Here is a 13,748-nt window from a genome sequence, read left to right on the forward strand (position 1 = left end):
GTGGAAGCACTGGTATAATGTCCGGCTCTATTGAAAATTACTGCGGTCATTTTTGCCGCATATTTAGCTTTAAGGTATTACGATGTCCGAGACGGTCAAAAAACTCTTTATCAAAACCCACGGCTGCCAGATGAATGAGTATGATTCTGCCCGCATGAGTGACTTGCTGGGTGAGAGCCATAAACTGGTTGTCACCGATAACGAGGCCGAGGCCGACGTCTTATTGCTGAACACCTGCTCTATACGGGAAAAGGCCCAGGAGAAAGTCTTCCATCAGCTCGGGCGCTGGCGTTCGCTGAAGGAAACCAACCCCGATTTAGTCATCGGTGTCGGTGGCTGTGTCGCCTCACAGGAGGGTGACGCCATCAGCAAACGCGCCCCGTTTGTCGATGTAATCTTTGGCCCGCAGACCTTACACCGCCTACCGGAAATGATCGACGCATCAAAATCCAGCCTAAACAAGAAAGCCGTGGTCGATATCAGCTTCCCAGAGATCGAGAAGTTCGACCGCCTGCCTGAACCGAAGGTCGACGGTCCATCAGCCTTTGTGTCAATTATGGAAGGCTGCTCAAAGTACTGTACCTTCTGCGTCGTGCCGTATACCCGCGGCGAAGAAGTCAGCCGCCCCTTCGACGATGTCATCGCAGAGATTGCCATTCTCGCCGGCAAGGGTGTCCGCGAGGTCAATCTATTGGGTCAAAACGTGAACGCCTATCGTGGTGATAACCACGAGGGCGAAATCATCGATTTCGCTGAGTTGATCACCTTTGTTGCCGCTATTCCCGGTATCGATCGCATTCGCTACACCACCTCACATCCGACAGAATTCAGTGACGCCCTAATTGACGTATACGCCACCGTGCCGGAATTGGTCAGCCACCTGCATCTGCCGGTACAGAGTGGATCCGACCGTATTTTAGCGTTGATGAAACGCAACCATATGGCGATCGAGTACAAGTCTAAGATCCGCCGTCTGCGTAAAATCCGTCCTGACATATCGATGTCCTCAGACTTCATCATTGGCTTCCCCGGCGAATCTGAAAAAGACTTTCAAGACACCATGGATCTGATTGGCGATATCGGCTTCGACATGTCATTCAGCTTCATCTATAGCGCCCGTCCAGGCACCCCTGCCGCCGACTTGATCGACGACACTCCAATGGAGACCAAGAAAGAACGCCTGGCGATACTACAACAACGGATCAACCAAAAGGCGATGGAAATCAGCCGTCGCATGGTTGGCAGCGAACAGACCTTGCTGGTGACAGGGGTTTCAAGAAAAGACCCCGGCGAGCTCCAGGGCCGTACCGAAAACAACCGCGTGGTTAACTTCAAGGCCGACGATCACAGCATCATCGGTAAGTTCGTCGATGTCACCATCAATGACGCCTACGCCAACTCTCTTCGCGGCACGTTGCTAGACCGACCCGCCCGCTAACGGAACCGACTCTTGCGGCGGCTGTCTAAATACTGACAGCCGCCCGTCCATTTGAGGTACAGCCCGCATTGAACACATTTACAGCTACCGAAAAACGCGTCACCCTCGAGCCCAACACTCCTCAGTTACTCGCTAACCTCTGCGGCCAACTCGATTGTAATCTCCGCCAAGTAGAACAGCGACTTGGCGTTCGCATTCACAATCGCGGCAATCAATTTTCAATCCATGGCGGCCCGGATCAAGTCAGGGTTTGCGCCCAGCTACTGAAGCAACTGCATAAAGAAGCACAACAGCAGCAAGACATCAGCCCTGAACTGGTCCACTTGTATCTGCAGGAATCCGGCATGGAGACGCTGCTCGAAATCAATAACGGCGACAACATCGACGAACTCGATGGCGGCACCGTGGTCAAGACCAAGAAGATGATTATCAAGCCTCGCGGTGGTAATCAGCAACGCTATGTCGACGCGATCAACAAGAACGATATCAACTTTGGCATCGGCCCCGCCGGTACCGGCAAGACCTTTCTTGCCGTCGCCGCGGCAGCACAGGCGCTGGAACAGGATGAGGTTCGCCGAATTATGCTGGTGCGCCCAGCGGTCGAAGCGGGCGAGAAACTCGGCTTTCTCCCCGGCGATTTAGCGCAGAAAATTGACCCCTACCTTCGTCCGCTTTATGACGCCTTGTATGAGATGCTTGGCATCGAGAAAGTCGCCAAGCTGATTGAGCGCAACGTTATCGAGATTGCGCCTCTGGCCTTTATGCGTGGCCGCACACTGAACAACTCGTTTATCATTCTCGACGAGAGCCAAAACACCACCCGCGAGCAGATGAAGATGTTTCTGACCCGCATAGGTTTTGGCTCCACCGCCGTCATCACCGGTGACATCACTCAGATCGACCTGCCCCGGGGCACCAAATCCGGTCTTTGTCATGCCATCGATGTATTAGATGGGGTTAAGGGCATTAGCTTTACCCACTTCGAAAGCAAGGACGTGGTTCGCCACCCGCTGGTGCAGCGCATTGTCGAAGCCTATGACGACCACTCAGAAGAGTCATCCTGATGTCGGCCGACCTCGACCTACAAATCGTTATCGAGCAAGCCGTGCCGGAGCAGGCGCTGTTTCAACGCTGGGTCGATGCCGCCATTGGTGATCGCCGTGAACAGGCAGAACTGACCCTGCGCATTACCGACAGCGCCGAGGTACGCGAACTCAACAACACCTATCGCGGCAAGGACAAGACCACCAACGTGCTGTCGTTTCCCGCCGACTTGCCGCCAGAGCTCAACATCCCTCTGCTGGGCGACATTATTATCAGCGCCGAAGTCGTCGAGCATGAGGCCATGGAACAGGGGAAGACCTGCGAGGCTCACTGGGCTCATATGGTCATTCACGGCACACTCCACCTGCTGGGCTATGATCATATTGATGATGAAGAGGCCGACGCTATGGAGTCGCTGGAAACCTTGCTGCTGACACAGTTAGGCTACGCAAACCCCTATCGCCACGACGATATTTAGGTTACTTTAGCCATATTCATTGATCTGAATAATTCAACAAGAGAGAGATTAGACAAACCGAATGAGCGAAGAACGATCTAGCAACGATCCAGACGAGAAATCCTGGATCGGAAAACTAACAGATATTTTTTCACCCGAAGCAAAAAACAGCGACGATCTGCGCGAACAAATTCGCTCAGCAGAACAAAACGAGATCATCGACGCCGACGCCCTCAGCATTATCGAAGGTGCGATGGAAGTCTCTCGCCAGAAAGTTCGCGACATCCTCATTCCCAGTACAAAAATGGTCTCTATTGCCGGTGACTCCAGCATCGAAGACACGCTCGAAATGGTCATCGAATCCTCTCACTCTCGCTTTCCCGTCTTTGGCGAGGACCGCGACGATATTCTCGGCATTTTGCTGGCCAAGGATTTGCTCCCCCAATTACTTAAACGCGATTCAGACTTCAATTTAAAATCGGTCATCAGACCGGTCTATATTGTACCCGAAAGTAAACGCCTCAATGTGTTGCTGCGCGAGTTCCGCGAGAACCGTAATCACATGGCCGTGGTCATCGACGAGTATGGTTGTGTTGCTGGTCTTGTTACCATCGAGGATGTGCTGGAGCAAATCGTTGGCGACATCGAAGACGAGTACGATACTGAGACAGAAGAAGAAATCCACAACATCGACGACAATAACTTTCTCGTCAAGGCGATTACCAGCATTGAGGATTTCAACGAATCCTTCGACTCTGGTTTCAGCGATGAGGAGTTCGACACCATTGGCGGCCTCGTCAGTCAGAGCTTTGGCCGCCTGCCTGAGATCAACGATAAGATTGTCATCGAGGGCTTCGAATTTCAAGTTATCGAGGCCGATGGCCGCCGCATAGAAACTCTGTCGGTCACCACCCCTTAAGCCAGAGCCTACGACAGAGAGACAGCGTGGAAAAACTCCTTCAGATTATCACTCGGCCGGGCAGGCTCGGCCATTTTATTGCCTTTCTCTGCGGCGCCGCCGTCACTCTTTCTTTCGCCCCCTTCGATTTCTGGCCCGCCGGCATTATCGCGGTCACGGGTTTGATTGCCGGTCTTAGCAAGGTCGAGCTAAAACAAGGTCTGTGGCGAAGCTATTGCTACGGCTTTGGCCTGTTCATCGGCGGTGCGTCTTGGGTCTACGTCAGCATCCACGAATACGGTAATGCCCCTGTTGTCCTCGCGGCATTTTTCACCCTATTATTCTGCCTCGTGCTAGCACTGTTCTACATGATTCCAGCCTATATTCATATTCGCTGGAGCCGCGCCCTCCCGCTGGGTAGCGCCATTATCTTTCCCCTGCTGTATCTCTTTGGCGAGTGGCTACGAAGCTGGTTTCTGACCGGCTTCCCCTGGCTCTACCTCGGTTATGGCCACCTCAACACCGCTCTTGCTGGCTGGGTGCCAATCGGTGGCGTATGGGCGGCAACCCTGGCAACAACGCTGACCGCCGGCGCGATAGCCCTGATGCTGCAAACCCAAAAAAATGCGGCGCAGCAACTGTATGCTATTGCCTCGCTGTGCCTTATTTGGGGTGGTGGCTATTGGCTCAACAGCATCGAATGGGTCAAACCGAGCGGCAAGACATTGAGCGTGGCGATGATTCAGCCCAATATTCCACAGCAGCTAAAATGGCGGCCGGAACAATTACAGCCGACCCTCAAACTGCTGGCCGATGACAGCGCCAAGGTGTGGGGACACGACTTAGTGATCTGGCCCGAGGCCGCCGTGCCCATGCTCTACCAGCGCGCCAAGCCCTTTCTCAAAACCATGTCGGCACAGGCTCGGCAACATAACAGCACGCTGATAACCGGTATTCCCTATCGACGCAACATTACTGATAACGGTAAACAGCGGACGATTTTTCACAACAGCATTGTCGCCAGTGGCGCCGAACAATCGATCTACTTCAAACAGCGACTGGTGCCCTTTGGCGAATACGTACCACTGGAATCAGTCCTGCGTGGAGTGATCGATTTCTTCGACATGCCGATGTCAAACTTTCGTCCCGGCGACAGCAATCAGTCATTACTGATCACCGACCAGGCTAAACTGCTGCCATTGATCTGCTACGAAGTAGTCTATCCCGATTTATCGCAGCGCCATGCCGCCAATAGCGACCTCTTGCTCACCGTTAGTAATGACGCCTGGTTTGGCGCCTCAATCGGGCCGCTGCAGCACCTGCAGATGGCGCAAATGCGCGCCTTGGAAAACGGTCGCTGGATGTTACGCGCCACCAATAATGGTGTCTCTGCCATCATCGATCACCGCGGCAGAATCGTGCAGCAAAGCGAACAATTCCAGCATCAAACATTGACCGGCAGCGTCGATATCATGCAGGGCACGACACCCTGGGCGAGGCTGGGCAGCGCTGTTCAATAGCAGTGAATTGCCGCCCGCAGCGGCAATATCATCGCCAGCAAACCAATATCGTTGCTGATCGTTAAATAATGCACGCTAGTTTGGCCATATAAGGTGGCTTGAGCCCTGTCGCTGCGGTATCCTACGCCCCAAATTTTTATTATCCGCACAGCTGTTTCAGCCTAATTAGCTGTGTTGTTATTCTCCGCCTACGTGCGACCTAGCAGAAGAACGGTACGATGGAAGAACTATATTCTCCGAAAAAACTCGAAGCTCAATCTCAACAATACTGGGAGCAGAGCAAAAGCTTTGAAGTCGACATAGACGACAGCAAAGAGAAGTACTACTGCCTGGCCATGTTCCCTTACCCCAGTGGTAAGCTGCACATGGGCCATGTCCGCAACTACACCATTACCGACGTGATCACTCGTTATCAGCGTATGCTCGGCAAAAATGTCCTTCAGCCAATGGGCTGGGATGCCTTCGGCCTACCCGCCGAAAACGCTGCGATGAACAACAATACCGCACCGGCCAAGTGGACCGATGAAAACATCGCCTACATGAAGACCCAGCTCAAAAGTCTGGGCTTTGGCTATGATTGGAGCCGCGAATTAGCGACCTGTAAGCCTGACTACTATCGCTGGGAGCAATGGTTTTTCACCCGCCTGTACGAGAAGGGCATGGTCTATAAGAAAATGGCCACCGTTAACTGGGATCCCGTCGATCAGACCGTATTAGCCAACGAACAGGTTGTCGATGGCCGCGGCTGGCGCTCAGGTGCTCTGGTCGAGCGCAAAGAAATTCCGCAGTGGTTTATTAAAATCACCGATTACGCCGATGAACTGCTAAACGATCTCGATCAGCTGGATGAGTGGCCGGATCAGGTCAAGCAGATGCAGCGCAACTGGATTGGTAAGAGCCGAGGCATTACCATGCACTTCGCCCTGCAGCAGCCAATTGCCAACGTTGCCGACGGCTTCGATGTCTACACCACCCGCCCCGACACCATTATGGGCGTGACCTACGTCAGTCTGGCCGCCGAGCACCCGATAGCCTTAAAGCTGGCCGAGGACAACAGCGCCCTGGCCGACTTTATCGCCGAGTGCAAGACTCAATCTGTCTCCGAGGCGGATATGTCGGTGATGGAAAAGAAAGGCATGGATACCGGCCTCAAAGCCCTCCACCCCATTACCGGAGAAGAGGTCTCTGTCTGGGTCGCCAACTATGTGTTAATGGATTACGGCTCTGGCGCCGTCATGGCCGTTCCTGCGCACGACCAACGCGATTACGAATTTGCCAAGGCCTACCAGCTGCCGATCACCCAGGTGATCAAGCCCGCCGATGGCAGTGACATCGATCTCGAGCAAGCAGCCTATACCGAGAAAGGTATTTTGGTAAATTCCAGTCAGTTTGACGGACTCGACTTCGATGCCGCCTTCGACGCAATTTCCCAAGTGCTTATCGCTAACAACAAGGGCGAGACAACTACCAACTACCGTTTACGTGACTGGGGTGTCAGCCGCCAGCGCTATTGGGGCACGCCCATTCCCATGCTGAACCTGCCTGAGGGTGGCGAAATCCCAGTACCCATGGATCGCCTGCCAGTATTGCTGCCAACCGACGTGGTCATGGACGGTGTTAACTCACCGATCAAGAGCGACCTTGAGTGGCGTAAAACAGAGTACAATGGTCAGCCGGCAGAACACGAGACCGATACCTTCGACACCTTTATGGAGTCGAGCTGGTACTACGCCCGCTTCACCTGTAAGAACGTCAACGACATGATGCTCGACCCTGAGCAGGCCAATTACTGGCTGCCTGTCGACCAGTATGTCGGCGGCATCGAACACGCAATTTTACACTTACTGTACGCCCGCTTTTTCCACAAGCTGATGCGAGACGAAGGCTTGGTAAACAGTGACGAGCCCTTCAAGCGTCTACTTTGTCAGGGCATGGTATTGGCCGAGACCTATTACCGTGAAGAAGACAACGGCGGCAAGAGCTGGTTTGCCCCAACCGATGTTAAGGTAGAGCGCGATGAGAAAGGACGCATCGCCACTGCCACCTTGATTGCCGATGGACAGCCGGTTATTGCCGGTGGCGTTACCAAGATGTCGAAGTCAAAAAACAACGGCATCGATCCACAGGACGCTATTGAAATTTACGGCGCCGACACCGTCCGCCTTTTCACCATGTTTGCTGCGCCCCCAGAACAGACCCTGGAGTGGTCTGACTCTGCCGTTGAAGGCGCCAACCGCTTTATCAAACGTGTTTGGCGTCTTGCCTACAGCCACGTGCAAAATGATCAAGTCGCCCTCGACATCGACAGCTTGAACGACAAGCAACAGGGTCTGCGTCGCAAAATCCATCAGACCATTGCCAAGGTCAGCGATGACTGTGGCCGTCGACAAACCTTTAATACTGCGATCGCTGCGGTGATGGAATTAGTCAACGACACCAGCAAGTTCAAGGAAGATGGCGGCCAAAACTCCGCTATTATTCGCGAATCGCTGGAAGCGGTAACCCTGTTGCTATCGCCTATAACGCCCCACCTCAGCCACGCGCTGTGGCATGCCTTAGGGCATGAGGGCGCCGTGGTCGACGCCCACTGGCCCACCGTCGATGAGGCCGCACTCGTTCAGGCCAATATCCCATTGATTGTTCAGGTCAATGGCAAGGTACGTTCAAAGCTAAGCGTCAGCGCCGACTCCAGCAAGGAGCAGCTTGAGGCTATCGCCTTGGCCGATGAGAACGTCCAGCGCTTCATGGATGGCAAGGCCGTTCGCAAGGTCATTGTGGTACCGGGTAAGCTGGTCAACATCGTTGTCGGCTAGCGTCGCTATCTGTAGTAACTGCTTGCCAGCATTTACCGGCAGTTGCTACAGTCTTCTATTGAACACAAAGACTTAACCTAACACGACAGCAACGCATAGGATTCTGCATGCACACATTGACCAAGAGTCTACGCAACATAGGCCTCGCCACCGTTGTTCTTACCTTGACTCTACTTGCCGGCTGCGGCTTCCAATTACGCGGCAATGTCGATATTGCAGAGCCTATTACCAACTTGAAGCTCACCGGTAAAACTCGCGGCCCGATTATCGAGCAAATCAAACGCAGCTTCACTCTTTACGATATCAATGTCGCCGACATCACCGACAGCACCGCCTACGAACTCGCCTTTATCGAAGTCAAGGAAGATGAGCGCAGCGTTGGCTACGATGCTCAGGCAAGGACCAGCGAGTATGAGTTGACGATGGTGGTCGAATTCACTCTGCTTAACAACGAGGGCTTAACACTGATCCCGCCTCGAAAAGTCTATGCTGAGAAAATCTATTACAACAACCCCGATAACGTCATCGCCTCCGATAATGAAAAAGAGCTGTTGCTGCGTGATTTGCGCACCCAGTTAGCGGTCAGCATCGTCAACCAGCTCGCCACCATCGACGACCAACGCTTGCTAGAGCTACAAGCGCAGGCCGAGGAACAGCAACAACAGAATCCGACACCACCGGCTGCCACATCAGACTCATCGTTTTTCGATCAGCCTTAAACCACGATGAAACTGAGCCCAAACCAGTTCGACCAGCATGCTAAATCTGGCCTATTACCCATTTATTGGTGCTGCGGTGACGAGTCACTCTTAGTGCAAGAGGCGGGCGAGGCACTGCGCCGGGTCGCCGCCAGCCAGGGTTTTGATGAGCGGGAGTTACACCATGTCGACAGCAGCTTTAGCTGGGCAGAAACACTGACCAGCGCCAACAGTTTATCGCTGTTCGCCAGTCGTAAAATCATCGAGATTCGGCTGAAGGCAGGCAAGCTTGATGAGCAGGCCGGCAAGGCCTTGGCCAGCTATTTAGACAACCCCAATCCCGACACCATCATCCTATTAATCAGCGCCAAACTCGACAGCAATGCCAGCCGCAGTAAAGGTTACAAGTTAGTTGATAAAGTTGGGGGGATTGTCACGCTCTGGCCGATTGAAGGCTACCAACTGGTTAAATGGATAGAGCAGCGCCTCAATGCGGCCAAACTCAAGGCTGATCAAGAGGCCTGTCAGCTATTGGCCGACAGAGTTGAGGGCAACCTTCTCGCCGCCGTACAAGAAATAGAAAAACTCAAACTATTAGTCGACGGTGATACGGTGACTGCTAAGACAGTGATGCAGGTCGTTGCCGACAGTTCCCGATATACTGTGTTCAACCTCAGCGACAGGATGCTCACGGGTAACCCCGGCGAAGCTCTTAAGGTCCTCAATGGTTTGCGCGGCGAAGGAGCGGAAGTCATTTTGATACTGTGGGCGCTAACCCGCGAGGTTCGCATTCTCGTCCAATTGGCCAGCAGCACTAACATCAATGCCAGCTTTAAGCAGCTGAGAATCTTTGACCGACGCCAGCCAATATATCGCAAAGCCTTATCCCGGATGAGCAAGCGGCAAGGCCTCGGGGCGCTCGACCACTGTCGACGCATTGACAATATGGCTAAGGGAGCAGAAAAGGGTAATGTTTGGGATGAGCTATCACTGCTTGTTTTAACCGTCTGTGGTCACTCGCTCGCCATCCAGCAGCCCTGAGCCCCTCCTCAATGTTTACCTCTGACGCTTATCTGTTGCATAATAATACACGCACAAGCCAATCAGCATAGGGATAATCATGGGCTGCAAAAGAAGACTCTCCGGCATTTCCGCCACCGCCGCTATACTCCTTACCAGCGGCTGTGAGCTTTACCAGAACACAATTTACACCCCCAAACCTTGCGAAGGTATCGAGGAAGTCATTAGTCAATACCAGCATGGTTTCGAAGATATTCGCGGCACCGGCCAAGACTACAAAAAACTCACCATCTACGATACTAACTATCAGATTGTGTCCAACGCCTGCAGTATTTGGGTATGGAATGATGGACAGTCGAGCTATAGCTGCTCGAAAATGTACCCTTCGGAGCAGAGTGCCAGCAACGCCTATCAAACACTCAACAGCCGTATTGAGCAATGCTTAGGCAACGATTGGCAGCAGACGACGCAGGCCAGAACACTGGCAAAAAGCGGCGAGGTAACACGCTACAAGAATGATTCTGTCAAGGCTAAGATCGGCGCTCACCTGATCAAAACCGATGCGGTAATCAAAGATGAATGGGGCGTTTACCTGTTCATCGGCAGTGATAACAACGCGCTTTAATTCATTCTAAACAAGCGCCCTCGTCCCTACAGACGAGGGCGCCATCTCACTGTAATGCTATAACAATGCTATTCAATTCTATGGACAGCATTATGTATCAGCACCAGGCAGAAATTGTCGACGCCTCCATCAAACGCGCCAAAGAGCGCTGCAACGCCAACCAGTTGGCTCTGCAGATGATGACGACATTCTTCCAGCACTTCCCAGAAACGGCAGAAATCTTCGCCCCCTTCGACCTCAACAAGGTCAGCTTGATTAAGTTTTGCAAGGTTGGCGACGCATTACTGGATGCCGTTAAACACCCCGATTACTCCGTCACCGCCACCGAGGAAGAGCTTTACCGCCACCTGACCTATAACGTCAGAGACACGGGGTATTACTTCGGTCTCATTGATGCCTATGTCGCCACCATCCAGACGGCTCTTGGCAATGAGTGGACAAGTGCAGAAAACGAGGCCTGGCAGGATACTGTCGCCGGCATGCGGTTCAATATTAACCAGGCGTCCCAACAACTATAATACTGGCCTGTTATCGGCGAAATCAGCCAGCCCATGCCACAGCGTTTTCAGTGTTTTCATCATCAGCGCACTGTCTTGGTGTGGGTAGGAGCCCTGGCCGACCACCAGTAACTGTCGCGATTGGTCGACCCAGGCAAACTGGCCGTGAATCCCAATCATCGAATATCGTTGCTGCTCCGGCTCTAATACCCAGAATTGATTGTGATACTGACCAGAGGGGAAAAGAGTATCCTGGTCGTGGGCCTGATAGGCTTTTTTCAACGACGCATCGCTTACCACTAGGTCATCGAAGAAGCAGGCCGGGACGATTTGCTCGCCACGATAATTGACCCCCTTATTAAGGGTGAGCAAGGCAACCCGACAAAAATCCTGCAGCGACAGATTAATCTGCCCTTCGATAATGGTAAATCCCTTGCTATCGGTATTCAGCCAGGCTGCCTTTTCGGCACCTATATGACGGTAAAGCTTGAGTTCGAACAACTCGGCAAAGCTCCGCTGATAAATGGCCTCCAGTATCATCGCCAACACATTGGTCAGGCAGGAGTTATACACAAAGGCCTCGCCAGCAGGGTATTGTGCCTCGACTAGATTTTCCAACATCCACTGCTGCACGCCTATTGCACGGTCTTTTTCTGTTGGCGGATAATAACCAGCCGACCGGGTATACGACCAATAATGGGCATCCGCAGAGCTATAGTCCTCGCTATATAAAATCCCGGCCTGCATATCCAGCAGATGCTGAACCGTGACATCCTGCCATACTGCATGCTGAGAAAATGCAGGCAAATATTCGATCACCCGCCGCCCTAATTGCAATAGCCCCTCCTCTTCAGCAATAGCGACCATCATCGCACACAGAGACTTACTACAGGAGTGAATAACATGACGATCATCCGCCACCATGCCATTTCGGTAGGATTGATGTACCAGCTGCCCTCGGTGTACAACCATCAAACCATCATTGAACAGACGCCGGTTAAGCAACTGTTCGCCGCTGATCTGACGCCCACTCAGCAATGGGTCCGCAAAAATCATTCCCTCGACAGGCCAAGGTTTGGTGGCGACAGAAAAGTCGGCAACCTCGCCACCCGGCTCAACGGCAAGCGTCTTGAAAATTTCAACCATCTGGCTTTGGCTGGCGATTAGATATTCAGATTTATCCCAATTGCTGTGACCAATATCAAGAGTTTCATGAAGCTGAAAACGAGGACTGTTATTAACTGTTTTAACCATAATCAGTATCTTTTTTTTCATTATAGGCGTGATTAACATCAGCTTAACACGGCACCAAAAGATAACGATAGAGGTTAGCTGCGCATTATTGACAGGCATAAAAAAACGCCCTGTGGGGCGTTTTTTTTATGCGACCAACAGCGGCTACAAATCAATGATCTTTGAGGGCATAAATCGCAGGCAGGTTACGCAAATAACCTTTGTAGTCCATACCGCAACCGAAGATGAAACGGTCTTCTACTTCCAGACCAACAAAATCGCCAACCAATGCTTTATCGACTTTGCGGTCATGCAACTTATTGACCAGCACTGCGCTATAGATTTCCGCAGCGCCCTGAACCTTGCACGACTCGATAATCGACGCCAGGGTGACACCCTCATCAAGAATATCGTCAACCACAACCACCACGCGCCCCTCTAATGAACGCTGAGGTGTTGCGCGCCACTCCAGAGTCTCACCGCCGACTGTCTCGTCACGATAACGCGTGGCGTGGCAGTAATCGATCTGCGAAGGAAATTGTAAGCGCTTTGTCACTTCAGAGGTTGTCACTAAACCACCGTTCATCACACAGACAAAGATCGGGTCTTTATCGGCCAACTTATCGGTAATCTCCGCTGCCATTTTATCATAGGCTGCGTTGATTGTTTCCTCAGAAACTACAAGATCAGCTTCCGCCATTACTTGGCGTATTTCACTTACTTGGCTCATGCACTCGGTCTCGATATTGATAACTTTAGAGGCGCGGGATTATAACCCGAGCGATTTAAAAATTCATGCTAAAGCTGGCCTAATAGTCAAACTAACCGCTTATTGACTATAAGCCGTTGATCTAAATTATGTTGACACCACGATATGCTTATCCGTCAGCATTCCTTTGTCGACAATATAATCAATTATAGTCTGAATCCCCGTCTCGTCTTTAAGATTTGAAAATACAAAAGGTGCATCGCCGCGCATTTTCTTGGCATCACGGTCCATCACTTCCAGCGATGCCCCTACGAGCGGCGCCAAATCAATCTTGTTGATGATTAACAGGTCTGACTTGGTAATACCGGGTCCCCCCTTGCGCGGTATTTTATCCCCTGCCGAAACATCGATAACATAGAGGGTGAGATCGGATAGTTCGGGGCTGAATGTCGCCGCTAAGTTATCACCACCACTCTCAACAAAGACCAATTCCAAACCGTCGAATCGCTCGGTCAGCTCATCGACAGCGGCGAGATTCATCGAGGCATCTTCACGGATTGCCGTGTGCGGACAGCCCCCCGTCTCGACACCGATAATCCTATCGTTATCGAGCACCTTATGTTGCTGCAGAAACTTGGCATCTTCGCGGGTGTAGATATCATTGGTAATCACCGCCAAATTATAGTGCTCAGCCATATAACCGCAGAGCGCCTTTACCAGTGCTGTTTTACCCGAACCAACGGGACCGCCAATACCTATGCGTAAAACCTGTGTCATCATTACCTCAAAGAAAAAT

The 13,748-nt window shown here is 52.2% G+C and carries 13 protein-coding genes; 10 read left to right on the forward strand and 3 right to left on the reverse strand.

Features of this window, described 5'->3' with window-relative positions:
• Positions 1–82 precede the first annotated feature (82 nt).
• The 10 genes from miaB to L9P87_RS08685 all read left to right on the forward strand — a co-directional run bounded on the left by miaB (position 83) and on the right by L9P87_RS08685 (position 11,031).
• Positions 83–1,438: a tRNA (N6-isopentenyl adenosine(37)-C2)-methylthiotransferase MiaB gene (miaB, locus tag L9P87_RS08640; protein ID WP_237444276.1), complete on the forward strand. Its 1,356-nt coding sequence runs from the start codon at positions 83–85 to the stop codon at positions 1,436–1,438.
• Positions 1,439–1,506: 68 nt separating this feature from the next.
• On the forward strand, positions 1,507–2,502 hold the full coding sequence (locus tag L9P87_RS08645; protein WP_237444277.1) for a PhoH family protein: 996 nt from the start codon (positions 1,507–1,509) through the stop codon (positions 2,500–2,502).
• Positions 2,502–2,960: an rRNA maturation RNase YbeY gene (gene ybeY, locus L9P87_RS08650; protein ID WP_237444278.1), complete on the forward strand. Its 459-nt coding sequence runs from the start codon at positions 2,502–2,504 to the stop codon at positions 2,958–2,960. The genes L9P87_RS08645 and ybeY overlap by 1 nt, the downstream gene beginning before the upstream one ends.
• A gap of 61 nt (positions 2,961–3,021) precedes the next feature.
• Positions 3,022–3,858, forward strand: a complete 837-nt coding sequence (locus tag L9P87_RS08655; RefSeq protein WP_237444279.1) for a CorC family transporter — start codon at positions 3,022–3,024, stop codon at positions 3,856–3,858.
• A gap of 26 nt (positions 3,859–3,884) precedes the next feature.
• Positions 3,885–5,357 carry an apolipoprotein N-acyltransferase gene (gene lnt / locus L9P87_RS08660; protein WP_237444280.1) on the forward strand — a complete coding sequence of 491 codons (1,473 nt, stop codon included), beginning with the start codon at positions 3,885–3,887 and terminating at the stop codon, positions 5,355–5,357.
• 218 nt (positions 5,358–5,575) lie between these two features.
• On the forward strand, positions 5,576–8,170 hold the full coding sequence (gene leuS / locus L9P87_RS08665; protein ID WP_237444281.1) for a leucine--tRNA ligase: 2,595 nt from the start codon (positions 5,576–5,578) through the stop codon (positions 8,168–8,170).
• Positions 8,171–8,277: 107 nt separating this feature from the next.
• Complete coding sequence (locus L9P87_RS08670) at positions 8,278–8,889, forward strand: LPS-assembly lipoprotein LptE (protein ID WP_237444282.1); 612 nt, start codon at positions 8,278–8,280, stop codon at positions 8,887–8,889.
• Positions 8,890–8,895: 6 nt separating this feature from the next.
• Positions 8,896–9,909: a DNA polymerase III subunit delta gene (gene holA / locus L9P87_RS08675; protein ID WP_237444283.1), complete on the forward strand. Its 1,014-nt coding sequence runs from the start codon at positions 8,896–8,898 to the stop codon at positions 9,907–9,909.
• 79 nt (positions 9,910–9,988) lie between these two features.
• Entirely contained in the window at positions 9,989–10,513 is a 525-nt protein-coding gene (locus L9P87_RS08680; protein ID WP_237444284.1) for a hypothetical protein, read from the forward strand.
• 92 nt (positions 10,514–10,605) lie between these two features.
• Positions 10,606–11,031 (forward strand): globin, encoded by a 426-nt coding sequence (locus L9P87_RS08685; protein WP_237444285.1) that lies wholly within the window; start codon positions 10,606–10,608, stop codon positions 11,029–11,031.
• Here the strand turns inward: L9P87_RS08685 and L9P87_RS08690 are convergent.
• The 3 genes from L9P87_RS08690 to ureG form a co-directional block, all read right to left on the reverse strand.
• Positions 11,026–12,264 carry a serine hydrolase domain-containing protein gene (locus L9P87_RS08690; RefSeq protein WP_237444286.1) on the reverse strand — a complete coding sequence of 413 codons (1,239 nt, stop codon included), beginning with the start codon at positions 12,262–12,264 and terminating at the stop codon, positions 11,026–11,028. The genes L9P87_RS08685 and L9P87_RS08690 overlap by 6 nt on opposite strands.
• 151 nt (positions 12,265–12,415) lie before the next feature.
• On the reverse strand, positions 12,416–12,973 hold the full coding sequence (locus L9P87_RS08695) for a hypoxanthine-guanine phosphoribosyltransferase (protein ID WP_237444287.1): 558 nt from the start codon (positions 12,971–12,973) through the stop codon (positions 12,416–12,418).
• 126 nt (positions 12,974–13,099) lie between these two features.
• Positions 13,100–13,732 (reverse strand): urease accessory protein UreG, encoded by a 633-nt coding sequence (ureG, locus tag L9P87_RS08700; RefSeq protein WP_237444288.1) that lies wholly within the window; start codon positions 13,730–13,732, stop codon positions 13,100–13,102.
• Positions 13,733–13,748 lie beyond the last annotated feature (16 nt).

The sequence above is a fragment of the Sinobacterium norvegicum genome, assembly GCF_923077115.1.
In the GTDB taxonomy this organism is placed as follows: domain Bacteria; phylum Pseudomonadota; class Gammaproteobacteria; order Pseudomonadales; family Sinobacteriaceae; genus Sinobacterium; species Sinobacterium norvegicum.

Coding starts and splice junctions, on each gene's coding strand:
- miaB (WP_237444276.1), top strand. CDS start 83: ATGTCCGAGACGGTCAAAAAACTCTTTATCAAAACCCACGGCTGCCAG.
- ybeY (WP_237444278.1), top strand. CDS start 2,502: ATGTCGGCCGACCTCGACCTACAAATCGTTATCGAGCAAGCCGTGCCG.
- L9P87_RS08655 (WP_237444279.1), top strand. CDS start 3,022: ATGAGCGAAGAACGATCTAGCAACGATCCAGACGAGAAATCCTGGATC.
- leuS (WP_237444281.1), top strand. CDS start 5,576: ATGGAAGAACTATATTCTCCGAAAAAACTCGAAGCTCAATCTCAACAA.
- L9P87_RS08670 (WP_237444282.1), top strand. CDS start 8,278: ATGCACACATTGACCAAGAGTCTACGCAACATAGGCCTCGCCACCGTT.
- holA (WP_237444283.1), top strand. CDS start 8,896: ATGAAACTGAGCCCAAACCAGTTCGACCAGCATGCTAAATCTGGCCTA.
- L9P87_RS08680 (WP_237444284.1), top strand. CDS start 9,989: ATGGGCTGCAAAAGAAGACTCTCCGGCATTTCCGCCACCGCCGCTATA.
- L9P87_RS08685 (WP_237444285.1), top strand. CDS start 10,606: ATGTATCAGCACCAGGCAGAAATTGTCGACGCCTCCATCAAACGCGCC.
- L9P87_RS08690 (WP_237444286.1), bottom strand. CDS start 12,264: ATGGTTAAAACAGTTAATAACAGTCCTCGTTTTCAGCTTCATGAAACT.
- L9P87_RS08695 (WP_237444287.1), bottom strand. CDS start 12,973: ATGAGCCAAGTAAGTGAAATACGCCAAGTAATGGCGGAAGCTGATCTT.
- ureG (WP_237444288.1), bottom strand. CDS start 13,732: ATGATGACACAGGTTTTACGCATAGGTATTGGCGGTCCCGTTGGTTCG.